The organism is Rhizobium sp. NLR22b, assembly GCF_019685295.1.
Lineage (GTDB): Bacteria > Pseudomonadota > Alphaproteobacteria > Rhizobiales > Rhizobiaceae > Rhizobium.
This window is the reverse complement of record NZ_JABDWM010000001.1, coordinates 598,127-624,433: the sequence shown is the minus strand read 5'-3', so window position 1 is coordinate 624,433 and position 26,307 is coordinate 598,127. Positions and strand designations below refer to the sequence as shown.

The following is a 26,307-nucleotide window of genomic DNA, read 5'->3' as shown; positions in this document are numbered from 1 at the left end:
CCGAATGCCTTCAGGAATTCGATACAATTTTAGCGGCCGGCCTTTTTCGGCAGCAGCAGTTCCTCGAGAATGACGCAGCCGGCGCCGATGGTGATGAAACTGTCGGCGAGATTGAACACCGCAAACGACCAGCTTTCGGTGTAGAAGAGGATATAGTCGATCACATGCCCGTAGGCGAAACGGTCGACAAGGTTGCCGATCGCCCCGGCAATGATCAGCGCATAGCCGAGATGGGCGAGCCAGCGGTCTTTTGCCGTGCGGTACCACAGCCAGATGACGAAGGCGACGATGACGAGCCGCATGCCGACGATGAACCAGCCGTCCATGCCCTCCAGCATCGAAAAGGCGACGCCGAGATTATAGGTGCGATAGAGCGCCAGCATCGGAATGACGGGCACGGCTTCCTGCAGCGGCAGGTAATGATCGACGGCGACCTTCACGACCTGGTCGATCAAAACGGCGAAGAGGATGAAGAAGAGGATCGGCGCCGGGCGCGAAAACAGGGCGGGGCGTGCATGCGTCGGTTCGGTCATTTGCCCTCGGCAAGTGAGAGGAGATGGCGGCGCGCCTCGAAAAGCATGATGGCGGTGGCGACGGCGAGGTTGAGGGAGTCGGCGCGGCCCTGCTGCGGGATGCGGGCGAGCGCATCGGCTTCCCCAGCGAGCTGGTCTGGCAGCCCGGATTGTTCGTTGCCCATCAACAGCACGACGGGCTTCTTCCGATAGTCGATCGTGCGATAGTCGACGGCGCCGGCCAGATGGGTGGCGATGATGGAAACGCCGGCCGACTTCCGCCAGGTGAGAAATTCTTCCGGCGTCGCCCGTGCGACCGGAACGGCGAAGACCGAGCCCATGGTTGCCCGCACGGTCTCCAGCGAGAAGGGATCGGTGGTCTCGCCGATCAGAATGATGCCGGACGCACCGGCCGCATCGGCCGTCCGGATGATGGTGCCGAGGTTGCCCGGATCGCGCACCCGGTCGAGCGCCACCCACGTCTCACCCTCCTGCGGCCGGATGCCCTTGAGCGGCGCCCAGCGCTGCTCGAAGATGCCGACGACCATTTGCGGGTTGTCGCGCCGGGTGATCGCGGCAATGACTTTTTCGCTGACTTCGAGCACCAGCCCGCCGGAGGCGACGGTCCTTGCCGCCATCTGCTCGACCAGCGGCTTGCCTTTGGCCGCCTTGGCATAGACCAGCGTGCGGATCGTCCAGCCGAGCTCTATCGCATCGATGACGAGCTTCAGCCCTTCGGCGAGGAAAGTCCCGCTTTCCTCCCGCGACTTCTTGTTGGTCAGCGCCTTGATGTCCTTGATGATCGGATTGGCGAGCGAGGTGACTTCCTTCACCTGCCCGACCCTGCGCGGCCCCTGATCGTGGAAGTCCTTGCTCATTGCGGCACCCAGCGGGAAAAGAGGGAGGTGGAAAGCGCGCGGCCCGGCGTTTTGCCGTCGAGGCCTGCCTCGCGAATCACCAGCTCGCCGGATTCGACCGCGCCGCCGGCGCCGCGCATCGTTTCACGCATCAGCTCGTGGATCGAATAGAAGCTGGCGCGGATCGAATAAGCCGTCAGCACCAGGCCGACCGCCTTCGGCGACAGGATCTCGCGGCAGATATCGAGCATCAGGGGCAGATGCTCGAAGAGATGCCAGACTTCGCCATTGGGGCCGCGGCCGAATTTCGGCGGATCGGTGAGGATGATGTCGTACTGGCTGCCGCGGCGTTCCTCGCGCAGGATGAATTTCATCGCATCCTCGCAGATCCAGCGGATCGGCAGCTTCTCCATGCGGCCGAGCGCCTGGTTCTCGCGCGCCCAGCCGATCGCCTTCTTCGACGCGTCGACATGGGTGACCTCGGCGCCGGCGGCGGCGGCGACCAGCGAGGCGACGCCGGTATAACCGAAGAGGTTCAGCACCTTCAGCGGCCGGCCGGCCTTTTCGACCGCCTCCTTCATCCAGCTCCAGTGGACGATCTGCTCGGGAAAGACGCCGACGTGACGGAAGGAGGTGAAGCGGCCGAGGAAATCGACGCCAAGCAGGTTGAGCGGCCAGGCCTCGCCGAGCGCCTCCTCGGGGAAACGCCAGCGGCCGGTGCCTTCCTCGTCAGTGTCGCCGGTGAACACGGCATCGACCTTCTCCCAGATCTGCGGTGCTAGCGAAGGCCGCCACAGCGCCTGGGCTTCCGGGCGGATGATGCGGTAGGGGCCATATTGCTCCAGCTTTTGGCCGTCGCCGCTGTCGATCAGGTGGAAATCGCCGGCGCCGAGCGATTCGAGAATGACAGGCACGCGCTCCGCCGGCCGATCGCCGCTGCGCGCCATGAGCGGGCGCGAAACCGCGGCCGGCGCAGTCTCGCGAACCGTGTCGCGTGTGGCCGCAGGCCGTGCCGCGGACTTCGGTGCTCGGCCGGCCCGATCGTCTCTGCGGCTTTCACCGGCGGGACCCGATGTCTTCTTCTGGCCCGGCCGGCGTTCTCTTTGTTTCAACGTGCTCTTCCGCGTCTCTGTCGGGGTGGCGTGATAGCGCTGCGTCCTCGGCAGCACCTTGTATTATGCAGTAGCCCAGAAAACCGTACCGGATCAACTGCGCATGGGTGCGGGCGTCATTCCACGCGCGGGATCGCAAGCCAGCCAGATAACATTCCCCTCCGCCGTAGCAAAGCGCTTTACCGCTGGGATAAGATGGGCGAATCGCAGATGGGGCTATCGAATGGATTTCACCGGCGAAGAACGCATCGCCGCGCCGCGGGACATGGTCTGGGAAGCGCTCAATGATCCGGAGATCATGCGTGGCTGCATTCCCGGCTGCCAGGGCATTGAGCGACTGTCGCCAAGCGCTTTCGAGGCGACGATCAAGGTCAAGTTCAGCCTGTTCTCCGCCAGCTTTCATGGGGTGCTGACGCTTTCCAATATCGATGCGCCGGAAAGCTATACGCTATCGGCCGAAGGCAAGGGCGGCCTTGCCGGCTTCGCCAGGGGCAGCGCCGATGTCGTACTCAAGGCGAAGGGCGAGGAGACGATCCTGCACTACCGGGCCAAGGCCGAGCTCGGCGGCAAGCTTGCCCAGCTCGGCGCCCGTCTGCTCGACTCGACTTCGCAGAAGCTCGCTGAAGGCTTCTTCTCGGATTTCAATGCTGCGGTCGTTGCAAAAATGGCTGCGGATTGAGCGCCAAAGGCTTTCGCTGCGGCTTGGCGCGGACCTGCGCCTGAGCTATTCCGGCAGGATGACATGGACCATCAGGCCGCCGCGGGCGGAAGACCAGGAAATGCTCGCGGACATCTATCTTGCCGTGCGTCGCCAGACATTCGTCTGGGTCGATCCCGGCAAGTTTCACCGCGAGGATTTTTCGGCTCATACCAACGGTGAAACCATCCTCGTCTGCGAACATACCGATGGTAGCCTTGCCGGTTTCCTGTCGCTCTGGCCGGAGGATGATTTCATTCATATGCTTTATGTAAGGCCGGAATTCCAGGGGCTCGGCGCCGGCACGGCGCTGCTCAGGGCGCTGCCGGAATGGCCGCGACATAAGTACCGGCTGAAATGCCTGGTGAACAACCGGCGGGCGAAGGCCTTCTATCTTTCCCACGGTTTTGCGGTGACCGGCAATGGCGCGTCGCCGGAAGGCGATTATGAGGAGCTGAGTTTTTCTCCGATTTGACGCGGGAGGTAAAGCCGATCTTACCGCGACGGCAGCTGGCCGGCGATATCTTCTGCGCGGCTCCTGTGACGATCGGCCTCGCCCTGCCAGCGAATGGCTTCCTTGGCCTCGGTGCGGGCACGCTTGCGGTGTTTGCCCTGGCTGAACCAGGTGGCGGCCGAACCGATCAGCATGCCTGCTATCAGCGCGATGAACAGGAAGACGAAGAAGGGCGCGGAAACTGAAAGCACCTGGTCTTCGGGCCTGAAGGGATTGAAGGCGAGCGTGACGCTCTGCCGGTTGGCGACGCAGAAGACGATGAGGATGACGCCGAGCGGCAGCAAAATCAACAGGTTGACGATCTTCTTGGTCATTTCAGCTCTCCATGCGCCTGATATGCATCGGCCCGAAAATCGATTCCGACTTTCAGGCCGATGCGCTAGCAGAATAGGAAAACGGTGTTCAAGTTCAAGTGCGGTTTCGCCGCAGGCGGCACGCGCCGCTCAATCCTCTTCGTCGGCCTGGCCGGGATTGAGCCGCTCGCGCAGTTCCTTGCCTGTTTTGAAGAAGGGAACCCACTTCTCTTCGACGAAGACGGTATCGCCGGTGCGCGGGTTGCGGCCGGATCGGGACGGGCGGTTCTTGACCGAAAACGCGCCGAAGCCGCGCAATTCGACGCGGTTGCCCGCAGCCAGTGCATCGGTGATCTCGTCGAGAACCGCGTTGACGATATTTTCGACGTCGCGATGATAGAGATGCGGGTTGCGTGCCGCAACAATCTGCACCAATTCGGACTTGATCACAGTCGCCCCCTTAAATTATTGATTTCTTATCAATCGCGGCCAACCTGCCAAACTGAAAGCAGCCCGTCAAGAAGCAACTTTGGGGGCAGGATTCCGTTGATATCCTGGCCTTTGACCAGATCATCATAACCCAGGATAGTAATGAGCCGCGAAACAGCTCCAGCGAGCAGAAAAGGCGTGTTGCTCTTCTTGTCCCAATCGACCATCGGCAGATCGGTGTCGATGCCGCGCGACTTGAGATAGGCGCGGATTTCCGCCTCGCCGCCGATCGTATCGACGAGCTTTGCCTTCAGCGCCTGCCGGCCGGTATAGATTGTGCCGTCGGCGAGTTTCAGCACCTCCTCGCGCGGCAGCTTGCGCCGGTCGGCGACCAGGTCGACGAACCAGTTGTAGCTGTCGACCACCATGTTGCGGATCATTGCCTTGGCCTCCTCGCTCGCCTCGTGGAAGGGCGAGGGCTCGGCCTTCAGCGGCGAGGACTTGATCTCCTGCAGCGATACGCCGATCTTGTCGAGTAGCGGCTGGATCTGCGGGTACTGGAAGATAACGCCGATCGAGCCGGTGATCGAGCTGTCGCCGGCAATGATCGTGTCGCCGGCGGTGGCGACCATATAGCCGGCGGAGGCGGCCAGCGTGCGCACGTCGGAGACGACGGGCTTCTTGGCTGATATGGCCCGGATCGCCTTGAAGATTTTTTCCCCGCCATAGGTCGTGCCGCCGGGCGAGGAGATCGAAATCACCGCGGCCTTCACCTGATCGCTGGTCTCGACCTTCTTTAGCCGCTCCAGCAGCTCGTCGTCATCGACGATCAGCCCCGATATCGTCACATGGGCGATATGCGGACTTGCCGTGCCGGCCTCGCCGACGGCGAAACGGTAGAAAGCGAAACCGAGCGCCACGACGAGGGCGACCGCGACGATGCGCCAGAAGCCGAGCTTGCGGCGCAGCCGCCGGCGATCCGCGATGATCGAACTGTCCATAGAAACCTCCAGCGCTGGCCCAGGGTCGGCATGGCGCCGATAGGCCCGGTGAAATTGGTGGAAGCGGCGCGTATGAATGCCACTTTTGTATGTTTTTCCGTTTTGTTGCTTGTTGCAGAAAAAATTCCGTATTGGCAAGCCAATGTAATAATGCGAAACGAACTGTGATTGCCGGCCGGCTTTGTTACGCAGGCGAGGCAATCACCGCACATGGAACGAGACCTATGCTCGATACCCTGAAGAACAACGGACATGCCGCTTATGCGGGCTCCGGCAGGAGCCCCTATGGCGATGCGTTGTTCCATTCCGCCCGCGTGCGGCGGCTGAAGATTTTGCTGCCGTTGGCTGCCCTTGTCGTCGCCGGCGCCCTCACGACGGTGGCCTTGGTGAGCCTGTACCTGCCTGAAAACGTCAAGTTTGAAGGCGCCAAGATCGAGAACGGCAAGGTCGTGATGGAAAAGCCGGCAATTGCCGGACGCAACTCCGACGGCGTCAATTATTCCATGCTTGCCGAAAGGGCGCTGCAGGATATCCGCAATCCCGATCTCATCACCCTCGAGACCATCAAGGCCGCTGTTCCGATGAATGACGGGCTGGTTGCCCGCGTCATCGCTTCGACTGCCGATTATAACCGCGCCACCGACAATCTGCATATGACGGCTCCCTTCACCCTGGTGCTGAGCAGCGGCCTCAACGCACAATTCCAGTCCGCCCGGCTCGACATCAAGGGCGGCAACATGCGCAGCGACGATCCCGTCACCATCACCAAGGACAATGCTTCCATTGTTGCGAAGACGCTGGAGATAACCGATAAGGGGCGCGTGATCACATTCGAGGGGAATGTTCGCATGAATGTCGATCCATCCACCATTCATAAACAGGGCACTTAACCAGCCGGGTCACCCATGACAAAAGATTGTCGCATTTCAGCTTGCAAGACGGGCATCGCATTCGTTGCCGGCGCATTTGCCCTTATTCTGACGGTCTCGGGCGCGGGGGCGCAGTCGACGACCATGTCGGGCATGAAGCTTTCCAACGACCAGCCGATCCAGATCGAAAGCGACAAGCTGGAGATTCGCGACCAGGAGCACACGGCGCTCTTCACCGGCAACGTCAAGGTCGTCCAGGGCACGACGACGATGCAATCCGGCAAGATGACTGTCTATTACAAGGACAAGGCGGCAAAGTCGGGCGCCGGCGCGCCGGCCCAGCCCGAGGCGAAACCCGAGCAGTCGGCCTCCCTGGCGTCGGGAAGTGCGGATATCGACAAAATCTTGGTGACGGACAAGGTCTACCTGGTCTCGGGCACGCAGACGGCGACTGCCGACGATGGCAATTTCGACATGGCCTCGCAGACATTCATCCTGACCGCGGATCAGGGAAACAAGGTCATCCTGTCGGACGGTCCGAACGTCTTCACCGGTTGCAAGCTGACCGTTCACATGCAAACCGGCCAGGCGGAGCTTGAAAGCTGCGGCGGTCGTGTCCAGATTCAGCTCGATCCGAAATCGCAGCCGAACGCGCAGAAGCAGAACTGAACCGGCCTCCCACGTGAAATTATCATCGCTATCCACCATGTTCGGCAGGCCTGAGCCGCAAGCTGCGGGTGCCGCCGACAAGAGCCGCTATCAGGGGACGCTGATCGCCCGTGGTCTGACCAAGACCTATGCGACGCGCCGTGTCGTCAACGGCGTCTCCCTGGTCGTGCGTCGCGGCGAAGCCGTCGGCCTGCTCGGCCCGAACGGCGCCGGCAAGACGACCTGCTTCTACATGATCACCGGCCTAGTACCGGTGGATGAAGGCACGATCGAGATCGATGGAAACGATGTCACGACCATGCCGATGTACCGCCGCTCGCGGCTCGGCGTCGGTTACCTGCCGCAGGAAGCCTCGATCTTTCGCGGACTGACGGTTGAAGAAAATATCCGCGCCGTCCTCGAAGTGCATGTGAAGGACAAGGCCGAGCGCGAGCAGAAGCTGAACGAGCTGCTGGAGGAATTTCATATCCAGAAGCTGCGCAAGAGTGCCGCCGTCGCCCTTTCCGGCGGCGAACGCCGCCGTCTCGAAATCGCGCGAGCGCTTGCAACCGACCCGACCTTCATGCTGCTCGACGAGCCCTTCGCCGGTGTCGACCCGATTTCGGTCGCCGATATCCAGAACCTCGTCCACCATCTGACGGCGCGCGGCATCGGCGTTCTCATTACCGACCACAATGTGCGTGAGACGCTTGGCCTCATCGACCGCGCCTATATCATCCATGCCGGCGAGGTGCTGACCCACGGCCGGGCGAACGACATCGTCAACAATCCGGAAGTGCGCCGACTCTATCTCGGCGACAAGTTCAGCCTCTGACCCCGCGCTGATTCACCTTCCCGCGTAGTTCCGCTTGACCAAATGAGATAAAAAAGCAATTTTTGGGCCAACTCGGATTTCCGTGGCCTGAAGCGTGGATCGGGCGCGGTTTCCTGGAGTCGAGGGAGTTTCGCGTCCGTCATGGCACTGTCCGCCAATCTATTTCTGCGCCAGAGCCAGTCCCTGGTCATGACGCCGCAACTGATGCAATCCATCCAGTTGCTGCAGATGACCCATTTTGAGCTCAACCAGTTCATCGCTCAGGAAGTGGAGAAGAACCCGCTGCTCGAATTTCCGTCGAATGACGGCGAGGCGGGCGACGAACGGGCGGCAGGCGAGGACGAGCAATTCGGTCATACGCCGGAGGATGCCGGCTCGGACGACAGCGCCGACAATCGCGCCGAGGCGCTGTCGAGCGACTGGTACGATAATGGCGGCAGCGAAAGCAGCAGCCGGCTGAACGACGAGCTCGACGCCAATTACACCAATGTTTTTCCCGATGACGGTGGTCCGCAGCGCCTCGATGCACCGGAACTCGTCGGTCAGTGGAAGTCCATGCCGGGCAGCGCCGACGGCGCCGATTACGATCTCGATGATTTTGTCGCCGGTCAGGTGTCGCTGCGCGATCATCTCGCCCAGCAGATCCCCTTCGTCCTGCCCGATATGAGCGATCGGCTGATCGCCCAGAATTTTATCGATCAGCTTGACGATGCCGGTTACATCCAGCTCGATCTCGTCGAGACCGGCGAGCGGCTCGGCACGGGTCTCACGCAGGTCGAACACGTGCTCGCCGCACTCCAGACACTCGATCCGCCGGGTGTTTTCGCCCGCAGCCTCGCCGAATGCCTGGCGATCCAGCTCCGGCAGAAGGACCGTTACGACCCTGCCATGCAGGCGCTGGTCGAAAACCTCGAACTCCTGGCGCGGCGTGACTTCGTCACGCTGAAGCGGCTCTGTGGCGTTGACGAGGAAGATCTTCTCGACATGCTCGGCGAGATCCGCCAGCTCAATCCGAAGCCCGGCAGCGGATTCGAGACGGGTGTTTCCGAAGCGATCATGCCGGATGTCGTTGTCAGGCCCTCCGCGGAGGGTGGCTGGCTGGTCGAGCTCAATCCGGATACGCTGCCGCGCGTGCTTGTTAATCAGTCCTATTTTTCCCGCGTGACCCGGAACGGTGAGGATCATGCCTTCCTTTCCGAGTGCCTGCAGAGCGCCAACTGGCTGACCCGCAGCCTCGACCAGCGGGCAAAGACCATCATGAAGGTGGCAAGCGAGATCGTCCGCCAGCAGGACGCCTTCCTGCTGCACGGTGTCGACCACTTGCGGCCGCTGAACCTGAAGACGGTGGCCGAGGCGATCAAGATGCATGAATCCACCGTCAGCCGCGTCACCTCGAACAAATATATGCTGACGCCGCGCGGCCTCTTCGAGCTCAAATATTTCTTCACCGTGTCGATCGGCGCCGTCGAGGGCGGCGACAGCCATTCGGCCGAGGCAGTGCGTCACAAGATCCGCGCGCTGATCATGCAGGAGAGTCCGGACGCGGTGCTCTCCGATGATGACATCGTCGACATGCTGAAGAAGGGCGGCGTCGATCTCGCCCGCCGCACGGTCGCGAAATACCGGGAAGCGATGAACATCGCTTCCTCGGTCCAGCGCCGCCGCGAGAAACGGGCGCTCGCCAAGGTCGCGGGCTTCTGACGCAGCAGAACGCTTCGATCTTGATCGAAGCATCCACTTCGCAATTGGCCTATTTCTCCCGTGTCTTGAACGAATATCGACGTGTCTATGACGCCGCAAAAGCCGAAGCTTGCCAGAGAACTTGTCCTGCTTTTGGTGCTGGCGACCCTCTGGGGTTCTTCCTACACCTTCATCAAGATCGGGGTCGAAACGATCCCGCCGGTGACCTTGATCGCCGTGCGCACACTGATTGCCGGCGCCATTCTGCTGGCCGTGCTTTGCCATCGGCATGTCCGCCTGCCGCGCGATGGCGCGACATGGCGCCTGTTCGTCGTCCAGGCCTGCCTGAACAGCGTCATTCCTTTCACGCTGATCGCCTGGGCGGAGCAGTCCGTCGATGCCGGACTGGCGGTGATCTTGAATTCGGCGACGCCGATCTTCACCTTCCTGCTGACCGTGTCGATAACCCGCCATGAGCAGGCGACGGCGCGAAAGCTCTTCGGCGTCGTCTCCGGGCTTGCCGGCATCTGCCTTGTCATCGGCGTCGAAGCGCTCGGCGGTCTTGGCGAAAGCCTGATGGCGCAAATCGCGATCATCCTGGCGACCATCTGTTATGCCGGGGCCGCGATTTTCAGCAAGAACTTCAGAGGCCTTGATCCTGCCGTGCCGGCGGCCGGCTCGCTGATCTCGGGCGCGGTCATTCTGATGCCTGTGAGCCTGCTCGTCGACCGGCCGTGGGGGCTCGATCCCTCGGCCGCATCGGTGCTGGCGCTGCTTGCCCTTTCCGCCTTCTCGACGGCGCTTGCCTTTACGATCTATTTCCGTCTCGTTCAGACGCTGGGTTCGGTCGGAACCACATCGCAAGCCTATCTCCGCGTGCCGATCGGTGTCGCGATCGGCACCATCTTCCTCGGCGAAAGTCTAAGCCCGACGGCCTTGATCGGGCTCACCTGCGTCATTCTCGGTGTCATCGCCATGACGATGCCGCGCACAACGCAGGCGCGAAGCGCGTGAGATCATGAAAGGAAAGTCGCTGGAAGGCTCCTTCCGCAAGAGATTTGCCACACCTTCTGCGAGCGCGCCCGGGCCTGATTCGACGTCCTATTGACTTTCCGGTAACCTGTGGCTAGAAGCCCGCCGCAATCGGCGCCGTGAACGGCGTTTTGAAGTTATCCCCATCATCCCAAGGGAACCGAGGGCCCACAGGCCTACGCCGATCTTGCTTGAGATTGCGCGAAGTGCTTGGATGAACCCGAGGCTTGGCGTAAACTGATACCCGCAAACGACCATAAGAAGGGAAACTCCATGAGTGTGCGTGTATCCGGGAAACATATGGAAATTGGTGAATCCTTCCGTCAAAAGATCGAGGACCAAATTGCTACGGCCATCACGAAATACTTCGATGGGGGGTATTCCGGTCAGGTGACCGTCGAAAAGGCGAGTTCTCGTTTCTCGGCAGACTGCAAGCTTCATCTCGACAGCGGGGTGGTGCTTCATGCCGCCGGCGAAGCCACGGATCCGCAGCTTGCTTTCGACGCCGCTTCCGAGCGCATCGAGAAACGCCTGCGTCGCTACAAGCGCAAGCTGAAGGACCACCATGCCGGAAACCACCTGAATGGCTTTGCAGAAGTCTCCTACACGGTCATGGACTCCGTTCCTGATCACGAGGATGAAATCCCCGACGATTTCGCCCCGGCGATCGTCGCTGAAAGCACGAAGCAGTTGAAGACCATGTCCGTCGCCACCGCCGTGATGGCGCTCGACATGACCGATGAGCCGCTTCTCCTGTTCCGCAGTCCCGGCAAGGAACATCTGAACATCGTTTATCGTCGGCACGACGGAAATATTGGCTGGATCGATTCGGCCAATATCAAAGCCTGAGATCAGGGCGGTGAGCGGCGGTATCGCCGCCGCTCCTCGCATCAACTGATCCCGGCGACAGAAGGAAAAAGAAATGGCATTGGCAGATTTGCTCCATCAGGATGCGATCATTCCCGCCCTCAGAGTAAATTCCAAGAAACAGTTGCTTCAGGAATTGGCGGCAAGAGCCGCGAGGATCACCGGGCTCTCCGAACGGGAGATCTTCGACGTCATCCTGCAGCGCGAACGCCTGGGTTCGACCGGCGTCGGCAACGGTATCGCCATTCCCCACGGCAAGCTGGTGAACATTCATTCCATCGTCGGCATCTTCGCCCGGCTGGAGCAGCCTGTTGATTTCGAAGCGCTGGACGACCAGCCCGTCGACCTCGTCTTCCTGCTGCTTGCGCCGGAGGGCGCCGGCGCCGATCATCTCAAAGCCCTGTCGCGCATCGCCCGCGTCCTGCGCGATCAAGACCTGGTTGCAAAGCTGCGCGCCACCGATTCCGCCTCGGCGATCTATGCCTTCCTCAACGAGGAGCAGACGTCGAACGCTGCCTGAGCTGCATGGATACCCAAACGAAAAAGGCGCCTGATTTCACAGGCGCCTTTTTGTTTATGGAGGGCTGAACGGTCAGAACTCTTCCCAGTTATCCCCAGCCAGGGCAGCCGAGCCATGCGATTGAGGTGTGGTGCGGCGGGTCGCCGGGGCGTGGCGAACGGCGGGAGCGGCCGCGAAATGCGAGGGGGCTGCAGCCGGCGCACGCATCTGCCTTGCCACGGAGGCGAGTGCAGTCGCATTGGCGGAGCCGGAGACGCTGAAGCGCGTAGCGAGCGCCTTCAGTGTCTGCGCTTCGTCGTTGAGCGCCACGCTGGCGGCAGTCGCTTCCTCCACCATCGCCGCATTCTGCTGCGTTACCTGATCCATCTGGTTCATGGCCTGGTTGATTTCCTTCAGCCCGACCGCCTGTTCGCTGGCCGACGCCGAAATCTCCCGGATCAGGCTGTTGATCCCCATCACTTGCTCGGCGATTTTGTGCAGCGCACCGCCGGCGCGCCCGACGAGATCGACGCCTTCCTTGACCTGGACGGCCGAGGTGTTGATCAGCGTCTTGATCTCCTTGGCGGCATTGGCCGAACGCTGCGCGAGTTCACGCACTTCCTGGGCGACGACAGCAAAACCCTTGCCGGCTTCGCCGGCGCGCGCCGCTTCGACGCCGGCGTTCAGTGCCAGCAGGTTGGTCTGGAAGGCGATTTCGTCGATGACGCCGATGATCCGCGAAACCTCCGTCGAAGACTGCTCGATCCCTTGCATGGAGGCGATGGCTTTCTGCACCACTTCGCCGGATTTTTCGGCATCCTGGCAGGCGAGGTTGACGTTGTCGGCAGCCGTGCGTGCATTCTCGGCACTCGAATCGACCTGGGCGGTGAGCTCATTCAGCGCTGCCGCCGTCTCTTCCAGGCTTGCCGCCTGTTGCTCGGTGCGTTTGGCGAGGTCGGAAGCGCTGTTGCTGATCTCCCCGGTGCCGGCGCCGATATTGACGACACTGAGGTTCATTGTAACGATGGTCTCTTCGAGGCTTGCTAGCGCGGCATTGAAATCCTGTTTCAGCTTGCCGTATTCGCCGGGAAATTCGTCGGTGATGCGGTGACCGAGATTGCCCCGCGACAGCTCCGAAAGACCGGCGCCGACGATCGAGACGATCTGGCGCTGCAGCGATAGCGATTCCTGGCGTTCCGATTCAGAACGGCCGCGCTCGGCCTCCGCGGCCCCCCGCTCTCTGGCGGCTTCGTCTTCGAGTCGCCTGGAGTCGGCGAGCTTGAAGCGGAAGCCTTCGAGCGCCTTGGCGACCGAACCGACTTCGTCGGTACGATCCTGCCCCGTGACCGGCACGGCATATTCGCCGTCGCTGAGGGTTTTGACGCTGGCGACAAGGCTGCCGAGCGGCCGCTGCACGAGTGAGCGGACGGCGAAATAGAGCGCGAGCATCACCGCGCCGAGCACGATCAGGCCGGTGGCGATCATCATGTAAGTCTGGTCTTGTACCGGCGCGTTGATCGCGGCGTGCGGGACGTCGACAAGCACGAGCCAGGTGGCATTGACGCCGGGGACCTCGAACGGATAGACGACGCGGTCGAAGGGATCGAAGCCGTCATAGGTGAGGTTGCGGACGAGGCCGGGCTGCTTGTTCGACAGCGCCGCCTTGACGACGTCGGCGCCTTCGCCGTCATATTGCTTCGTCATCAGGTCGGGGATCGGTGCGACGATCCAGTTGCCGGCCTGGGACAGCAGCGTCACCCGGCCCGAGCCGAAGGGATGCAGCGCCTGCAGCTTGTCGGTCAGCGACTTCAGCGAGATGTCGACACCGCCGACACCGATCATCTTGCCGCCCGATATGACGGGATAGGCAATGGACGTCAGCAGCGTCGGCACATCTGTTCCCTGGGCGAGGTAGGGGGTCGTGATCGCGCCCTTGCCACTGTCGGCAGCAAGCTTCCACCATTCGGCGGTATAATCATTGTCGAAGGTGGAGTACTGGATTCCACCGTCCTTGGTCTTCGACCAATAGGGCGTGAAGGCGCCGTTCTTGTTCGTGCCTTCGTCATTATTGTTGGCGATCTCGGTGGTCTTGCCGTCGAGCGCGCCGAGCTGCTCGCAGAACCAGCTGCCGAAGGCAAAGGCGTTCTGTTCGAGATTAGCTTTCAGCACGTTGATCATGCCCCTGCGGTCGAGCGACTTGCCTTCGTGGGCTCGACCGATCACGCCTGTCATGCTGCGTGCGGCACTGGCGAGTTCGCCGACATTGGCGGCGATTTCGTTGGCGATCGCTTTCGCCTCGAGATTGGCTTGGTCCATCGTCAGCGTCTGGACGCGGTCCCGGGTCTGGCCGATGAGGAAGAGATTCGAAACGATGAGAACAAGCGCGATAGCGACGCCGGTGATGACGATGAGCTTCGCCGCAAGCGATTTCATGCGAAAAATGAACATGGGGTCCTCGGGCAAGGATACGCCGAACGTGCATTCTCCGGCGCAGGAGCGAAGGCATGGCTCCGTCATGGAGCAGCCGCATCAGCCGCGGATCCGCAAGCGCGAAGACCCGGCGATCACTGGGAAGATCGCCGGAGACCTCTTAAATTTGAGTGAAACTTTAGCGGTTTGTATGATGAAAGCCGCAGAAATCTCCCTTAAAATTGAAGGAGATCTGGCGAGTTTCGCAGGCAGGCTAGCCTATATTCTGTCTGCGACTTCCTCACTCACAGGAATCGACGGTTGCGCTCCTGATTTGAGACATGCGAGTGAACCGGCGACTGCCGCCCGGTGCAGCGCCGTCCGAAAGTCGAGGCCCTCGTCGAGACTGGCGGCGAGATAGCCGCAGAAGGTGTCGCCTGCCCCGACCGTATCGACAGGATCGATCGCCAGCCCTTGCGCCCGTGAAATGACCCCATCCCGGATGGCGATGACGCCATCGCCGCCGAGCGTCACGATCAGGGTCTGGCCGGTTTCCTGATGCAGGCGGACAAGCGCTGCCTCGCGCGCTTGTGCGTCCATGCCGTCCTGTCCGGCAAGCCGCTCGAACTCGGTCTCATTGGCAATGACGATATCGGCCAGGCGACCGAGGCGCGGTGCATCGGGGATCAAGGGGGCGAGGTTGAGGATGCTGGTGATGCCCTTGGCGCGCGCGGCCGAGAGCGCGCGTTCGACGGCCGCGACAGGCACCTCGAGCTGCAACATCAGCATGTCGCCTTCGTTCATGCGGCCGACCGCGATTTCCGCATCAGCTGGCGTGACCAGGCCGTTGGCGCCCGGAACCACGGCGATCATGTTCTCGCCGTCGGCGCCGACCAGGATCAGCGCCGTGCCCGTGGGGCCGTCGACATGCTTCACGAGGGAGAGATCGGTCCCCGCCGCATCGAGCAGGGCAAGTGCATCGGCGGCAAAAGCATCCTTGCCGACGGCGCCGACCATGTGCACATAGCGGCCGGCGCGGCGGGCTGCCAGCGCCTGGTTGGCGCCCTTGCCGCCGGCAGCCGTGGCAAAACCGTTGCCGGCCACCGTCTCGCCGGGCTTCGGCAGTCGCTCGGTCGTGGCGATGAGATCCATGTTGATGGATCCGAAAACTGTGATCATCAGGCTGTCCCGTCTTTTAGAGCATGCGAATGACATCATGCCCCTGCTATTCCATGGGGCGAGACACTGCCCGAAGCGGTCACTCCTCGTCAACCACCCGAAGCTTGAGAAGGCCGGTACGGCTTTCCACCGATTTGGCCGGAGCCTCGCCATCGCGGGCGGGCTTGGCGTCACCGCCTGCCTCGAATTCCAGCGCCTCGATCTTGGCGCCGCGCCTGGTGAGCTTGTCGGCTGACGTGACCACCATGTCGATATCTTTCTGCGCCATGGCGAAGTGGCCCTGCAGCTTGCGCACCCGCTCGTCGAGGCGGCCGAGATCGTCCATCAGCAGTGCCACCTCGCCCTGGATCAGATGCGCCTGCGCCTGCATGCGCTGGTCTTTCAGCACCGCCTGGATGACCTGGATCGACAGCATCAGAAGTGATGGCGAGACAATGACGATGCGCGCTCGGTGTGCCTTCTGCACCAGCGGCTCGAAGTTCTCGTGGATCTCCGCGAAGATCGATTCCGACGGCACGAAGAGAAAGGCCGTCTCCTGGGTTTCCCCCTGAATCAGATATTTCTCCGAAATATCCCGGATATGGATCTCCATATCGCGGCGGAACTGCTGGCCGGCGATCTTGGCGGCCTCGGGGCTGCCGGCGTCACGGATGGCGTTCCAGGCTTCGAGCGGGAACTTCGCATCGATGACAAGCGGCGGCGCGCCGTTCGGCATGCGGATCGTGCAGTCCGGCCGCGAGCCGTTGGAGAGCGTCTGCTGGAAGGCATAGGCGCCCATCGGCAGGCCGTCGGCGACGATCGTCTCCATCCGCGACTGGCCAAAGGCGCCGCGCGTCTGCTTGTTCGAGAGAATCGCCTGCAGTCCGACGACGTCCTTGGCGAGCGTCTGGATATTGTTCTGCGCCGCATCGATGACCGCCAGCCGCTCCTGCAGCCGCTGCAGATTCTCATGCGTCGATTTCGTCTGCTCGGTGATCGTCGAGCTGACGCGCTGCGACATGCCGTCGAGACGTTGGCTGATTGCCTGATTGAGCTCGCTCTGACGCGCGCCGAAAACCTCGGCCATGGCCGTGATGCGGCCCTGCATCTCCGCCTGGATCTTCAAAAGCTCGGCCATGCGCGCCTCGCTTTCGCCAGCCCGCAGGCTCGCCTCCTCCGCCTGCTCGCGGCGGAGGCTGATGCCGCGCAAGAGAAGGATGATCACCAGAAGCACAAAGGCGATGAGAACGCCGCCGGCAAGCGCCAGCATGGCCGGACTGAGCGAGGCGACGGAGAGGGCGAGCGATTCGGGATGAACGGTCATGCCGCAACCATAACAGAAGATGGGGCAATATATAGATCAAAACATGAACAAAATCGGCAATTCCCAATATCCTCTCTGTCGCTTTCCTCGCCGACGCGGAAAATCGCTGCCAGTTTAATCATTGCTCAACCATATTGGCCAAAATCTGTGCCAATGAATTCCCTCCCGCGCCGTTGCGCCAAGTACAGAGATTTCCATGACATCCCAGCAGACCGACAGTGCCCTCAGACAGCGTCTCGATTTCATCGAACTGGACGAGGCGGCGCGCCGGTCGATGCGGGATATCAGCCCCGTCATATCAGAGCTGATCGGCGCTGCCCTCGATAAGTTTTATGCCAAGATCGCCAGGACCCCCGCCGTATCGGCTTTTTTCGCCGATAAGAACCATGTCGCCCACGCCAAGAAGCACCAGCAGGATCATTGGAGCAAGCTTGCCGGCGGCGCCTTCGACGAGAGCTATGTGGACGGCGTGACCGCGGTCGGCCGAACGCATGCCCGCATCGGGCTGGAGCCGCGCTGGTATGTCGGCGGCTACGCCCTTGTCATGTCCGAACTCGTCAAGGGCATCATGGAGAAGCAGTGGCCGTCGGTCTTCGCGCGCCAGCAGGGCAAACTGCTCGCCGAGAAGCTGTCGGCGGTCATCAAGGCGGGCATGCTCGACATGGATTATTCCATCTCGGTCTATCTCGAGACGCTTGAAGCCAAACGCCAGGCTCTTGAAGAGCAGCGCGCCCAAGCCCAATCCGACCAGGCGCTTGCGCTCGAGCAGCTGCGCCGCGGCCTGGAGGCGCTGTCGAACGGCGATCTCGAGGCTACCCTGCCGTCCGACCTGCCAGGTGATTTCCGGCAAATGGCCGAGGATTACAATCGTGCCGTCAAGGCGCTTCGCCAGTCCTTTGCATCGGTGCGGGACACGTCCGGCCATATCATGAACGGCGCCGACGTCATTTCCAATGCGACCAACGACCTGGCGTTGCGCACTGCCCAGCAGGCGGCGGGCGTCGAGGAGAGCTCGGCCGCCCTGCAGCAGCTTTCCGTCAGCGTCGGCCAGACGGCCGCCAATGCCGAGAAGGCTTCGGACGCCGTACGCGAGACGCAGCAGAAGGCGAAGAATTCGGGTGAGCTCGTCACCAGCGCCGTTTCGGCGATGGCCGGCATCGAGAAATCCTCGACGGAGATTTCCAAGATCATCGGCGTCATCGACGAAATCGCCTTCCAGACCAATCTTCTGGCGCTGAACGCCGGCGTCGAGGCAGCGCGCGCCGGCGATGCCGGCAAGGGTTTTGCCGTTGTCGCCCAGGAAGTGCGCCAACTTGCCCAGCGCACGGCCGAGGCTGCCAAGGAGATCAAGAACCTGATCTCGCAGAGCTCGACCCAGGTCAATGAGGGTGTCGGCATCGTCTCCAGCACTGGCGAAGCGCTGAACGACATGATCGGCCGCATCGACATCATCAACCGCTTCGTCGCCGATATCGCCGCCGCCGCTCGCGATCAGGCGACCGGCGTCAACGAGGTCAGCGTGGCAATCCGCAGCATGGGCGAGATCACCCAGCAGAATTCCGGCATGGTTGAGCGCACGTCGGCGGAAACCGGTCGCCTCAAGGACGAGGTGGACCAATTGATCGAATTGCTGCGCCGCTTCCGTGCCCGCTCGGAAGGCCCTGCCGTCGTCGCGGCTCGCCGGGTGGCGTGAGGCGAATATGGCGAAATTCCGGGCGGGGATGCAAAAAAGCGCCTTCCCCGCGCGCCGGATAATTCCATAGCGGGAAAAGATGGGTTATGGGAACGCCCATGACCATCAAGCCACTCATCATTCTTCCCGACCCCGTTCTTCGTCAGCTCTCCAAGCCGATCGAGCGTGTGGATGCCGACCTGCAGCGCCTTGCCGACGACATGCTGGAAACCATGTACGACGCGCCGGGCATCGGCCTTGCCGCAATCCAGATCGGCGTGCCGCGCCGCATGCTGGTCATCGACGTCTCCCGCGAGGGCGAGGAAAAGCAGCCGCAGGTCTTCATCAATCCGGAGATCGTCAAATCGTCCGACGAGCGCTCAGTCTATGAGGAAGGCTGCCTGTCGATTCCTGATTATTATGCCGAGGTCGAGCGGCCGGCTGCCGTCTCGGTCAAGTATCTCGACCGCAACGGCAAGGAACAGACAGTGGAAGCCGACGGGCTGCTCGCCACCTGCCTGCAGCACGAGATCGACCACTTGAACGGCGTGCTTTTCATCGACCATATCTCGCGGCTGAAGCGGGAGATGGTGATCAAGAAGTTCACCAAGGCTGCGAAATCCAAGGCGCTCTGATAACGCAATGAGAATTGGTCGGGAACGGCGCACTGCTCGCCACCCGCAGGACCAGAGATTTCGAGGGGCTTGATCTCAAGCTCGTAAACCCGTTTGAAGACGGCTGATCCTCAACTGGCGAGATAAAATGTCTCTTCGCATCATCTTCATGGGAACCCCGGAGTTCTCGGTTCCGACCCTGCGCCTGCTCGTCGATGCCGGCCATAGCATCGTCGCCGTCTATACGCAGCCGCCGCGGCCGGGGGGCCGGCGCGGGCTCGATCTGCAGAAATCGCCGGTGCATCAGGCGGCCGAACTGCTCGGTCTGCCGGTCTTCACGCCGGTCAATTTCAAGGATCCAGAGGAGCACGAGAAGTTTGCCGCGTTCAAGGCCGATGTCGCCGTTGTCGTCGCCTACGGGCTGCTGCTGCCGGAGGCGGTTTTGAACGGCACCCGCGAGGGCTGCTATAACGGCCATGCCTCGCTGCTGCCGCGCTGGCGGGGTGCCGCACCGATCCAGCGGGCGATCATGGCCGGCGATGCAAAGACCGGAATGATGGTGATGAAGATGGACAAGGGGCTCGACACCGGCGCTGTCGCGCTGACCCGCGAGGTCGAGATTGGCCCGAACATGACGGCAGGCGAACTGCACGACCGACTGATGCAGGTCGGCGCCAAGGCGATGGCGGAAGCCATGGTGAAGCTTGAAATGAACGACCTGCCACTGACGCCTCAGCCGGAAGACGGCGTGCTTTATGCCGCCAAGATCGACAAGGCCGAGACGCGCATCGACTTCGCCAGGCAGGCGCGGGATGTGCACAACCATATCCGCGGTTTGGCGCCGTTTCCGGGCGCCTGGTTCGAGCTTGAGATCGGCGGCAGGCCTGAACGGGTGAAGGTCCTGGGCTCAGAGCTGGCTGAGGGGCAGGGGACGGCCGGACAGTTGCTGACCGACGATCTGGTCGTCGCCTGCGCCTCTGGCGCAGTGCGGCTGACACGGCTGCAAAAAGCAGGCGGCAAGCCGCTCGCCGCGGCCGATTTCCTCAGGGGCACGCCGCTTGCGGCGGGCACGAGGCTTTCCTGATGCCGCGTTTCCGCATGACCGTCGAATATGACGGCGGCTCCTATGTCGGCTGGCAGCGGCAGGAGAATGGGCCCTCGGTGCAGGGGGCGATTGAGGCGGCAGTACTGTCGCTGACCGGCGAGACCGTGCCGATCCGCGGCGCCGGCCGCACCGATTCCGGCGTCCATGCCATGGGACAGGTGATCCATGCCGATCTTTCCAAGGCCTGGTCGCCTTACAAGCTGCAGAACGCGTTGAATGCGCATCTGAGGCTTGCCGGCGAGCGTGTCTCCATTCTCGACGTCGAGGCGGTTCCCGATTTTTTCGATGCCCGCTTTTCGGCGCTGCGGCGCCATTACCTCTATCGCATCGTCAGCCGCCGGGCGCCGCTGGCGCTCGAAGCCGGCAAGGCCTGGTGGGTGCCGAAGGCGCTCGATCACGAAGTCATGCACGCCGCCGCCCAGAAGCTGGTCGGCCGGCATGACTTCTCCACCTTCCGCTCCACCCATTGTCAGGCGAACAGCCCGGTGCGCACGCTCGACCGGCTTGATGTGACGCGCAGCGGCGAACTGATTGAAATCCGCGCCACCGCGCAGAGCTTCCTCCACAACCAGATCCGTTCCTTCGCCGGCACGCTGAAGCTCGCCGGCGAAGGCAAATGGACGCCCGAAGATGTGCAGGCAGCGCTGGAGGCGCGCGACCGCAAGGCCTGCGGCCCGGTGGCGCCGCCCGAAGGGCTCTATTTCATGCAGGTGGATTATCCCGAGGTGATCACCGACCGGCGCAGGCCCGCCGATGAAAACGACGATGATCTGTCGTAAAGCCTCCGCCGAGGCTGGTCAGGCCGGATAAATGCCGAGGAAGTGCTGCAGATATTCCGAAAGGATCATCGACGGCACCAGCAGCACCAGCGTCAGCGCCCCGACCATCAGCGCGTGATCGTGGCAGATCATTCTGAGAATGCGCGCCAAAGCGAAGACTTGCGCCAGCATGAAGGCGAGCAGCAGCAGCGAGACGAGGCCGACGGTGCCGGGCAGGAAGAACACCAGAGCCAGCAGCAGACCGTTGATATAGGAGAGCGGTACGCCGAGCCAGTTGACGCTGACGACGACGGGGGCGAAGCGCTCGCCCATGCGGAAGGCAAGCAGCAGCAGTCCGGCAAAGACCAGCGGCACGAACCAGTTGGCGACCTCGACGAGGCCGAGCCTGATGTAGAAGGCAAAGTCGACATCGGCCTCCGGCGGCATCGACCGCAGGAAGGCCTGTCGCCACCAGAGCCAGGAAATGCCCATCGGCGGCAGGCACCAGGCCATTGCCCAAAACGATCGGTTGACGCCGCGCTCCGACAGATCGAGGAAGCGGAAGCCGCGCGGATCCATCCGGATCAGCAGCCAGAGGCCGGCCAAGTAATACTGGACTTCCCTAAGACCCGGCATGGGCGAACCAGCGGTCGATGAAAGTCTCGTAGATCGCCGTCAGCGTCTCCAGATCGGCAACAGTGACGCGTTCGTCGACCATGTGCATCGTCTGGCCGACCAGGCCGAACTCGACGACCGGGCAATAGTCCTTGATGAAGCGCGCATCCGACGTGCCGCCGGTGGTCGAAAGCGCCGGGGACCGGCCGGCCACACTTTCGACGGCAGACGACAGCGAAGCGATCAGGGCGTTGTTGCGGGTCAGGAAGACATGGCTTGGCCGGTCGGCCCAGACGATATCGTATCTGACCGGCTCGCGGCCCGGACGCAACTGGCCATGGCCGGCGGCGGCTTCGAGTCGGCGCAGGATTTCGGCGCGCAGCGTTTCGACGGTCCAGCTGTCGTTGAAGCGGATGTTGAAGCTTGCCGATGCCTTGGCCGGAATGACGTTCGTCGCAGGATTGCCGACATCGACCGTCGTCACTTCGAGGTTCGACGGCTGGAAATCGTCGGTGCCGCCGTCGAAAGGCGGATCCATCAGCGCCTGCGTCAGCTGCAGCATGCCGCGCACCGGATTGTCGGCAAGGTGCGGGTAGGCGGCATGGCCCTGAACGCCGTGTACGATGATCCTGCCCGACAGCGAGCCGCGCCGGCCGATCTTGATCATGTCGCCGAGCCGGTCCGGATTGGTCGGTTCTCCCACAAGGCAGGCGTCCCAGCGTTCGCCGCGCTCCGCCGCCCATTGCAGCAGTTTGATCGTGCCGTTGATCGCCGGGCCTTCTTCGTCGCCGGTGATCAGGAAAGAGACCGAGCCGGCCGGCGGCCCGTGTTTTTCGATATGGCGGGCGACGGCGGCGACGAAACAGGCGATGCCGCCCTTCATGTCGACGGCGCCGCGTCCGAAGAGCTCGCCCTTTGATATCTCCGCGGCAAAAGGCGGGTGCGTCCAGGCAGCTTCATCGCCAACCGGCACGACATCGGTATGGCCGGCAAACATCAGATGCGGTCCGTCGCCGCCGAGGCGGGCATAGAGGTTCTCGATGTCGGGTGTTCCCTCTTCGCTCGCCTTCACTTTGTCGACGTTGAAGCCGAGCGGTGCGAGCATCGCTTCCAACGCCGTCAGCGCGCCGCCTTCGGCTGGTGTGACGGAGGGGCAGCGAATCAGCGTCTGCAGATTGGCGACGGGATCGGTAGCGGTCATGGCGGTCGAACTATCCGGCGGGAATGGCAAAGACATGGCAAGGCGAGGCCGCCTCGCCCAAAAAGACGTCGCCTGTTTACCGGATCAATGCCCCGGTGTCATCAATCTCTGAGCAGCTCGTTGATACCGGTCTTTGAGCGGGTCTGTTCGTCGACGCGCTTGACGATGACGGCGCAGTAGAGGTGTGGCGCCGGCTGGCCGTTTGCCATCGTCGCATTGGCCGAGGCCATCGAGCCGGCGACGACGACCGAATAGGGCGGCACCTCGCCGTACATCACCTCGCCGGTGGCGCGATCGACGATCTTGGTCGACTTGCCGATATAGACGCCCATGCCGAGCACCGAGCCTTCGCGGATGATGCAGCCTTCGACCACTTCGGAACGGGCGCCGATGAAGCAATTGTCCTCGATGATGGTCGGGCCGGCCTGCATCGGTTCCAGCACGCCGCCGATGCCGACGCCGCCGGAGAGATGCACGTGTTTGCCGATCTGCGCGCAGGAGCCGACCGTCGCCCAGGTGTCGACCATCGTGCCTTCGCCGACATAGGCGCCGAGATTGACGAAGGAGGGCATCAGGATCGCATTCGGGGCGATATAGGCCGAGCGGCGCACGACGCAATTCGGCACGGCGCGGAAGCCCGCGGCGCGGAACTGGTTTTCGCCCCAATTCTCGAACTTCGAGGGAACCTTGTCCCACCAGGTGGAGTTGCCGGAGCCGCCCTTGACCACCTCCATGTCGTTGAGGCGGAAGGACAAGAGCACCGCCTTTTTCAGCCACTGATTGACCGTCCAGGCACCGTCGGCGCCGCGGGTCGCGACGCGGGCCTTGCCGGAATCGAGCAGATCGAGGGCCGCTTCGACCGCATCACGAACCTCGCCCTTCGTCGACACGTTCACATTGTCGCGATTGTCGAAGGCCGCTTCGATGGTCTTTTCCAGGGATGCGAGGTCGGTGGCGCTCATGAGAATTCCTTAAACTTCGATCTTTATCGTGGAGACGGCGGAGTCTCCGGAGATGCGATCGGCGTGGGTTTGTCCTGCTCTACAGCATGCACCCGTAGAACGGAATGATTTTTCGAACAAGATCATACCTGGATTCAAGGCGTTATAGCGACATATCCGGTTTCACGGCCGGCAATACTGAAAGGCATTTCGACATGGCAAAGGGACGAAACGGCGGTTCGCGGCGCAAGGACGGCGTATGGGACCCGTTGAAGAGCAGCTCGACCGACAGGCAGCGCGCAGAAGCCGTGCCGAAGACGCCGCAGACGTTGTCGCCGGCCTATCGCCTCGCCTATGTCGACGAGGATTTCCTCTGCCGCGAGGAGTTGCGGCCGATCCGGCTGCAGCTGGAACTCTTGAAGACCGAGATGATGCTGACCGAACGCGGCATCCGCTCGACCGTCGTCATGTTCGGCGGTGCCCGCATTCCCGCTCCCGGCCAGAGCGCCTGGGCGGCGCGCAACGAGATCCAGCGCGCCAATCTGGAGGCGGCCTCCGTCTATTATGACGAAGCGCGCAAATTCGCCCGGCTCTGCTCGAAATATTCGGCGGGCTTCGATTTCCAGGAATATGTCATCGTCACCGGCGGCGGCCCCGGCGTCATGGAGGCGGGCAATCGCGGTGCGGCCGACGAGGGCGCACCCTCCATCGGTCTCAACATCGTGCTGCCGCACGAACAGGCTCCGAACGTCTATGTCACGCCGGAACTCAGCTTCAACTTCCACTATTTCGCCATTCGCAAGATGCATTTCATGGTGCGCGCCAAGGCAATCGCGGTCTTTCCCGGCGGCTTCGGAACGCTCGACGAATTCTTCGAATGCCTGACGCTGATCCAGACCGGCCGCATGGAACGTCTGCCGCTGATCCTTTTCGGCGAGGCCTTCTGGCGCCGCATCATCAATTTCGAGGCCTTGGCCGAATTCGGCACGATCGCACCCGACGATGTCAAGCTGATCAGCTTCGTCGACACCGCCGACGCCGCATGGAAGATCGTCCAGGATTTCTACGAACACTCGTAAGACACGTCTCTTTCCCCGTCGCAACGGGGAAAGAGCAAGGGCAATGGTTCGTCCGCCCTTACAGCAGCGGCCGATCCGGCATGTCGTCGATCGAGATGACGCCGTCCTTGTCGCGGTCCATCCGCGTAAACAGCTTGTCGAAGGCGGCGACCGCCTCCCGTTTGGAAATCTGGCCGTTTTCGTCGGTGTCGATCCGATGCATCATCATCGAGGCGTGCATGATGTTGCCGCCGTGGCGCATCCAGCGATGACCATCATGGCCGTCGCGCGGCGGCCGCCCGGATTCGCTGTCCGGCATGTCGGGCGCGGCGTTCGCGTCCTTCTCGTCGCCGGCGTCCTGCTTGTGCTGATCTCTCATCGCCTGCAGCTGCGTCTGGCGGTACTGGCGGATTTCGCCGGGCGTCAGCGACCCGTCATTGTTGGTGTCGATCGCAGCGAAGATCTTGTCGAGGCCGCTGCTCGCCTCCTCCTTGGAGACCTTTCCGTCCTTGTTCGCGTCGAACTCCTTGAGCATGCGGACATAGGTGATTTCAAGGAAGGCGTCGCGGCCCGGTCGGTCCATGCCGGCATGATGCGGGCGCGGTCCGTCGCCCGGTGCGGCAAAGCTTGCCCCGGCTGCGACGCCGAAGATAAGGACGGAGGAGAGCGCTGCCAGTATCGGCTTGTTGCGGTACATCGTATTTCCCTTTCGTAAGGTGTCCCCTCACGAAAGACGCTACGGCAGCGGGCCTCAAAGACCCAGTTAAACATCGGTAAGTTGGGTGAAACTTTCGTAACCTGGCGGTCAGCCGCCGGATCTGGTCACCTTGCCGAGAAATGCAACGAGGTCGTCGGTGACGAAATCGATGTGATCCTCGTCGCCGCTGGTCTTTTCCCACCATTCGACGACGGTCTCTTCCAGATTGCGCGGCACCAGCAGCACGGTCTGCATGCCAAGCGCCTTCGGCACGGTCAGATTGCGCGGCAGATCCTCGAACATCGCCGCCTTGTTCGTTTCGACGCGCTTTAGCGCCGCAAACTTGTCGTAGGTCGCCTGCGCCGGCTTCGGCACGTAATCGGCGGCGACGATGTCGAAGATATCGTCGAAATGCTCGAGAATGCCGAGCGCTCCGGCGGTCATTTCGGCATGTTTGACGCTGCCATTGGTGAAGATGAATTTGCGCCCCGGCAGCGCCTTGATCGCTTCTCCGAGTTCGGGCTGTGGCATCAGCGCCGAATAGTCGATCTCATGGGCCTTTTCGAGGAAGTCGTTCGGGTCGATGCCGTGATGGATCATCAGGCCCTGCAACGTCGTGCCGTGGTCGAGATAATACTGCTTCTGCAGCTTGCGCGCTTCTTCCCGTTCCATCTGTAACAGCGCCGCGACATAGGCGGTCATGTTCTTGTCGATCTGCGCGAAAAGATTGATGTGATGGGGATAGAGGGTGTTGTCGAGGTCGAACACCCAGTCTGTCACGTGTTCGAAATCGGCTTTTTCAGGCGTACGGTCGATCTTGGTCATGGCCGCCCTTATCGCACGGCTGCTCGCCCAAGGAAATCGACAAGAAAAAATAGACGCCCGATTTTCGGCGGACGCGGCCGGCGTT

General features: G+C 62.1%; 28 protein-coding genes and 1 pseudogene. 15 read left to right on the top strand and 14 right to left on the bottom strand.

Annotated elements, in window-relative coordinates; genetic code table 11:
* Positions 1-29: 29 nt before the first annotated feature.
* The 3 genes from lspA to HJC00_RS02950 are packed head-to-tail and all read right to left on the bottom strand — an operon-like array spanning position 30 to position 2,481.
* Positions 30-533: a signal peptidase II gene (lspA, locus tag HJC00_RS02960; protein ID WP_064800454.1), complete on the bottom strand. Its 504-nt coding sequence runs from the start codon at positions 531-533 to the stop codon at positions 30-32.
* The gene (locus HJC00_RS02955; RefSeq protein ID WP_210629434.1) at positions 530-1,390 is read right to left on the bottom strand and encodes an RNA methyltransferase; all 861 of its coding nucleotides are present in this window, start codon (positions 1,388-1,390) and stop codon (positions 530-532) included. Before HJC00_RS02955 ends, lspA begins: the two co-directional genes overlap by 4 nt.
* Positions 1,387-2,481 (bottom strand): class I SAM-dependent methyltransferase, encoded by a 1,095-nt coding sequence (locus HJC00_RS02950; protein ID WP_210629433.1) that lies wholly within the window; start codon positions 2,479-2,481, stop codon positions 1,387-1,389. The genes HJC00_RS02955 and HJC00_RS02950 overlap by 4 nt, the downstream gene beginning before the upstream one ends.
* Before the next feature lie 223 nt (positions 2,482-2,704).
* Here HJC00_RS02950 and HJC00_RS02945 point away from each other — a divergent pair, with 223 nt between their 5' ends.
* Positions 2,705-3,160, top strand: a complete 456-nt coding sequence (locus HJC00_RS02945; RefSeq protein WP_221163603.1) for a carbon monoxide dehydrogenase subunit G — start codon at positions 2,705-2,707, stop codon at positions 3,158-3,160.
* 58 nt (positions 3,161-3,218) lie between these two features.
* On the top strand, positions 3,219-3,653 hold the full coding sequence (locus tag HJC00_RS02940) for a GNAT family N-acetyltransferase (RefSeq protein WP_221102695.1): 435 nt from the start codon (positions 3,219-3,221) through the stop codon (positions 3,651-3,653).
* A 20-nt stretch (positions 3,654-3,673) separates the two neighbouring features.
* Here HJC00_RS02940 and HJC00_RS02935 read toward each other — a convergent pair whose 3' ends face one another.
* The 3 genes from HJC00_RS02935 to sppA form a co-directional block, all read right to left on the bottom strand.
* Positions 3,674-4,006 (bottom strand): LapA family protein, encoded by a 333-nt coding sequence (locus HJC00_RS02935; protein ID WP_221163602.1) that lies wholly within the window; start codon positions 4,004-4,006, stop codon positions 3,674-3,676.
* A gap of 129 nt (positions 4,007-4,135) precedes the next feature.
* Positions 4,136-4,435 carry an integration host factor subunit beta gene (locus tag HJC00_RS02930; protein WP_003544934.1) on the bottom strand — a complete coding sequence of 100 codons (300 nt, stop codon included), beginning with the start codon at positions 4,433-4,435 and terminating at the stop codon, positions 4,136-4,138.
* Between the two features lie 29 nt (positions 4,436-4,464).
* A complete protein-coding gene (sppA, locus tag HJC00_RS02925; protein ID WP_210629429.1) occupies positions 4,465-5,415 on the bottom strand; it encodes a signal peptide peptidase SppA in 951 nt (316 codons plus the stop codon).
* Between the two features lie 224 nt (positions 5,416-5,639).
* Here sppA and lptC point away from each other — a divergent pair, with 224 nt between their 5' ends.
* From lptC to ptsN, 7 genes are all read left to right on the top strand, one after another.
* Positions 5,640-6,305 carry an LPS export ABC transporter periplasmic protein LptC gene (gene lptC / locus HJC00_RS02920; protein ID WP_210629428.1) on the top strand — a complete coding sequence of 222 codons (666 nt, stop codon included), beginning with the start codon at positions 5,640-5,642 and terminating at the stop codon, positions 6,303-6,305.
* Positions 6,306-6,320: 15 nt separating this feature from the next.
* Positions 6,321-6,953 (top strand): LptA/OstA family protein, encoded by a 633-nt coding sequence (locus HJC00_RS02915; RefSeq protein ID WP_210629427.1) that lies wholly within the window; start codon positions 6,321-6,323, stop codon positions 6,951-6,953.
* Positions 6,954-6,990: 37 nt separating this feature from the next.
* Positions 6,991-7,767 carry an LPS export ABC transporter ATP-binding protein gene (gene lptB, locus HJC00_RS02910; RefSeq protein WP_210629426.1) on the top strand — a complete coding sequence of 259 codons (777 nt, stop codon included), beginning with the start codon at positions 6,991-6,993 and terminating at the stop codon, positions 7,765-7,767.
* Between the two features lie 141 nt (positions 7,768-7,908).
* A complete protein-coding gene (gene rpoN, locus HJC00_RS02905) occupies positions 7,909-9,468 on the top strand; it encodes an RNA polymerase factor sigma-54 (RefSeq protein ID WP_210629425.1) in 1,560 nt (519 codons plus the stop codon).
* A gap of 87 nt (positions 9,469-9,555) precedes the next feature.
* Positions 9,556-10,461: a DMT family transporter gene (locus HJC00_RS02900; protein WP_210631704.1), complete on the top strand. Its 906-nt coding sequence runs from the start codon at positions 9,556-9,558 to the stop codon at positions 10,459-10,461.
* A 291-nt stretch (positions 10,462-10,752) separates the two neighbouring features.
* Positions 10,753-11,328: a ribosome hibernation-promoting factor, HPF/YfiA family gene (gene hpf / locus HJC00_RS02895; RefSeq protein WP_210631703.1), complete on the top strand. Its 576-nt coding sequence runs from the start codon at positions 10,753-10,755 to the stop codon at positions 11,326-11,328.
* Positions 11,329-11,401: 73 nt separating this feature from the next.
* The gene (gene ptsN, locus HJC00_RS02890) at positions 11,402-11,866 is read left to right on the top strand and encodes a PTS IIA-like nitrogen regulatory protein PtsN (RefSeq protein ID WP_011423788.1); all 465 of its coding nucleotides are present in this window, start codon (positions 11,402-11,404) and stop codon (positions 11,864-11,866) included.
* Between the two features lie 72 nt (positions 11,867-11,938).
* On the opposite strand, the gene HJC00_RS02885 is transcribed toward ptsN, so the two are convergent.
* The 3 genes from HJC00_RS02885 to HJC00_RS02875 all read right to left on the bottom strand — a co-directional run bounded on the left by HJC00_RS02885 (position 11,939) and on the right by HJC00_RS02875 (position 16,736).
* On the bottom strand, positions 11,939-14,293 hold the full coding sequence (locus HJC00_RS02885; protein ID WP_221145809.1) for a methyl-accepting chemotaxis protein: 2,355 nt from the start codon (positions 14,291-14,293) through the stop codon (positions 11,939-11,941).
* A 240-nt stretch (positions 14,294-14,533) separates the two neighbouring features.
* A complete protein-coding gene (locus HJC00_RS02880; RefSeq protein ID WP_210629423.1) occupies positions 14,534-15,433 on the bottom strand; it encodes a ribokinase in 900 nt (299 codons plus the stop codon).
* Positions 15,434-15,512: 79 nt separating this feature from the next.
* Positions 15,513-16,736: a DNA recombination protein RmuC gene (locus HJC00_RS02875; RefSeq protein ID WP_221145816.1), complete on the bottom strand. Its 1,224-nt coding sequence runs from the start codon at positions 16,734-16,736 to the stop codon at positions 15,513-15,515.
* Positions 16,737-16,932: 196 nt separating this feature from the next.
* Here HJC00_RS02875 and HJC00_RS02870 point away from each other — a divergent pair, with 196 nt between their 5' ends.
* From HJC00_RS02870 to truA, 5 genes and pseudogenes are all read left to right on the top strand, one after another.
* Positions 16,933-18,429: a globin-coupled sensor protein gene (locus tag HJC00_RS02870; RefSeq protein ID WP_221145824.1), complete on the top strand. Its 1,497-nt coding sequence runs from the start codon at positions 16,933-16,935 to the stop codon at positions 18,427-18,429.
* 98 nt (positions 18,430-18,527) lie between these two features.
* Positions 18,528-19,043: a peptide deformylase gene (gene def, locus HJC00_RS02865; RefSeq protein WP_088390317.1), complete on the top strand. Its 516-nt coding sequence runs from the start codon at positions 18,528-18,530 to the stop codon at positions 19,041-19,043.
* 17 nt (positions 19,044-19,060) lie between these two features.
* A pseudogene (locus HJC00_RS02860) lies at positions 19,061-19,150 on the top strand (type II toxin-antitoxin system VapC family toxin); the annotation flags it as partial.
* Positions 19,151-19,170: 20 nt separating this feature from the next.
* Positions 19,171-20,106: a methionyl-tRNA formyltransferase gene (gene fmt, locus HJC00_RS02855; RefSeq protein ID WP_210629420.1), complete on the top strand. Its 936-nt coding sequence runs from the start codon at positions 19,171-19,173 to the stop codon at positions 20,104-20,106.
* Positions 20,106-20,906: a tRNA pseudouridine(38-40) synthase TruA gene (gene truA, locus HJC00_RS02850; protein ID WP_221153754.1), complete on the top strand. Its 801-nt coding sequence runs from the start codon at positions 20,106-20,108 to the stop codon at positions 20,904-20,906. The genes fmt and truA overlap by 1 nt, the downstream gene beginning before the upstream one ends.
* An 18-nt stretch (positions 20,907-20,924) precedes the next feature.
* On the opposite strand, the gene HJC00_RS02845 is transcribed toward truA, so the two are convergent.
* From HJC00_RS02845 to dapD, 3 genes are all read right to left on the bottom strand, one after another.
* The gene (locus HJC00_RS02845) at positions 20,925-21,521 is read right to left on the bottom strand and encodes a hypothetical protein (protein WP_210629418.1); all 597 of its coding nucleotides are present in this window, start codon (positions 21,519-21,521) and stop codon (positions 20,925-20,927) included.
* Positions 21,508-22,701 carry a succinyl-diaminopimelate desuccinylase gene (dapE, locus tag HJC00_RS02840; protein WP_210631702.1) on the bottom strand — a complete coding sequence of 398 codons (1,194 nt, stop codon included), beginning with the start codon at positions 22,699-22,701 and terminating at the stop codon, positions 21,508-21,510. Before dapE ends, HJC00_RS02845 begins: the two co-directional genes overlap by 14 nt.
* 101 nt (positions 22,702-22,802) lie before the next feature.
* Positions 22,803-23,663 carry a 2,3,4,5-tetrahydropyridine-2,6-dicarboxylate N-succinyltransferase gene (gene dapD / locus HJC00_RS02835; protein ID WP_085776755.1) on the bottom strand — a complete coding sequence of 287 codons (861 nt, stop codon included), beginning with the start codon at positions 23,661-23,663 and terminating at the stop codon, positions 22,803-22,805.
* A gap of 194 nt (positions 23,664-23,857) precedes the next feature.
* Here dapD and HJC00_RS02830 point away from each other — a divergent pair, with 194 nt between their 5' ends.
* Positions 23,858-24,721 carry an LOG family protein gene (locus HJC00_RS02830; RefSeq protein ID WP_221153756.1) on the top strand — a complete coding sequence of 288 codons (864 nt, stop codon included), beginning with the start codon at positions 23,858-23,860 and terminating at the stop codon, positions 24,719-24,721.
* 58 nt (positions 24,722-24,779) lie between these two features.
* On the opposite strand, the gene HJC00_RS02825 is transcribed toward HJC00_RS02830, so the two are convergent.
* Both HJC00_RS02825 and HJC00_RS02820 read right to left on the bottom strand, forming a co-directional pair.
* Positions 24,780-25,397 (bottom strand): EF-hand domain-containing protein, encoded by a 618-nt coding sequence (locus HJC00_RS02825; RefSeq protein ID WP_221163601.1) that lies wholly within the window; start codon positions 25,395-25,397, stop codon positions 24,780-24,782.
* Between the two features lie 108 nt (positions 25,398-25,505).
* Complete coding sequence (locus tag HJC00_RS02820) at positions 25,506-26,222, bottom strand: pyrimidine 5'-nucleotidase (protein WP_210629415.1); 717 nt, start codon at positions 26,220-26,222, stop codon at positions 25,506-25,508.
* Positions 26,223-26,307: the final 85 nt, after the last annotated feature.

Bases quoted from the DNA above. Each gene is read 5' to 3' on its own strand.
- lspA (WP_064800454.1), bottom strand. From the start codon at position 533: ATGACCGAACCGACGCATGCACGCCCCGCCCTGTTTTCGCGCCCGGCG.
- HJC00_RS02955 (WP_210629434.1), bottom strand. From the start codon at position 1,390: ATGAGCAAGGACTTCCACGATCAGGGGCCGCGCAGGGTCGGGCAGGTG.
- HJC00_RS02945 (WP_221163603.1), top strand. From the start codon at position 2,705: ATGGATTTCACCGGCGAAGAACGCATCGCCGCGCCGCGGGACATGGTC.
- HJC00_RS02940 (WP_221102695.1), top strand. From the start codon at position 3,219: ATGACATGGACCATCAGGCCGCCGCGGGCGGAAGACCAGGAAATGCTC.
- HJC00_RS02935 (WP_221163602.1), bottom strand. From the start codon at position 4,006: ATGACCAAGAAGATCGTCAACCTGTTGATTTTGCTGCCGCTCGGCGTC.
- sppA (WP_210629429.1), bottom strand. From the start codon at position 5,415: ATGGACAGTTCGATCATCGCGGATCGCCGGCGGCTGCGCCGCAAGCTC.
- lptC (WP_210629428.1), top strand. From the start codon at position 5,640: ATGCTCGATACCCTGAAGAACAACGGACATGCCGCTTATGCGGGCTCC.
- HJC00_RS02915 (WP_210629427.1), top strand. From the start codon at position 6,321: ATGACAAAAGATTGTCGCATTTCAGCTTGCAAGACGGGCATCGCATTC.
- lptB (WP_210629426.1), top strand. From the start codon at position 6,991: ATGTTCGGCAGGCCTGAGCCGCAAGCTGCGGGTGCCGCCGACAAGAGC.
- rpoN (WP_210629425.1), top strand. From the start codon at position 7,909: ATGGCACTGTCCGCCAATCTATTTCTGCGCCAGAGCCAGTCCCTGGTC.
- HJC00_RS02900 (WP_210631704.1), top strand. From the start codon at position 9,556: ATGACGCCGCAAAAGCCGAAGCTTGCCAGAGAACTTGTCCTGCTTTTG.
- hpf (WP_210631703.1), top strand. From the start codon at position 10,753: ATGAGTGTGCGTGTATCCGGGAAACATATGGAAATTGGTGAATCCTTC.
- ptsN (WP_011423788.1), top strand. From the start codon at position 11,402: ATGGCATTGGCAGATTTGCTCCATCAGGATGCGATCATTCCCGCCCTC.
- HJC00_RS02885 (WP_221145809.1), bottom strand. From the start codon at position 14,293: ATGTTCATTTTTCGCATGAAATCGCTTGCGGCGAAGCTCATCGTCATC.
- HJC00_RS02880 (WP_210629423.1), bottom strand. From the start codon at position 15,433: ATGATCACAGTTTTCGGATCCATCAACATGGATCTCATCGCCACGACC.
- HJC00_RS02875 (WP_221145816.1), bottom strand. From the start codon at position 16,736: ATGACCGTTCATCCCGAATCGCTCGCCCTCTCCGTCGCCTCGCTCAGT.
- HJC00_RS02870 (WP_221145824.1), top strand. From the start codon at position 16,933: ATGACATCCCAGCAGACCGACAGTGCCCTCAGACAGCGTCTCGATTTC.
- def (WP_088390317.1), top strand. From the start codon at position 18,528: ATGACCATCAAGCCACTCATCATTCTTCCCGACCCCGTTCTTCGTCAG.
- fmt (WP_210629420.1), top strand. From the start codon at position 19,171: ATGTCTCTTCGCATCATCTTCATGGGAACCCCGGAGTTCTCGGTTCCG.
- truA (WP_221153754.1), top strand. From the start codon at position 20,106: ATGCCGCGTTTCCGCATGACCGTCGAATATGACGGCGGCTCCTATGTC.
- HJC00_RS02845 (WP_210629418.1), bottom strand. From the start codon at position 21,521: ATGCCGGGTCTTAGGGAAGTCCAGTATTACTTGGCCGGCCTCTGGCTG.
- dapE (WP_210631702.1), bottom strand. From the start codon at position 22,701: ATGACCGCTACCGATCCCGTCGCCAATCTGCAGACGCTGATTCGCTGC.
- dapD (WP_085776755.1), bottom strand. From the start codon at position 23,663: ATGAGCGCCACCGACCTCGCATCCCTGGAAAAGACCATCGAAGCGGCC.
- HJC00_RS02830 (WP_221153756.1), top strand. From the start codon at position 23,858: ATGGCAAAGGGACGAAACGGCGGTTCGCGGCGCAAGGACGGCGTATGG.
- HJC00_RS02825 (WP_221163601.1), bottom strand. From the start codon at position 25,397: ATGTACCGCAACAAGCCGATACTGGCAGCGCTCTCCTCCGTCCTTATC.
- HJC00_RS02820 (WP_210629415.1), bottom strand. From the start codon at position 26,222: ATGACCAAGATCGACCGTACGCCTGAAAAAGCCGATTTCGAACACGTG.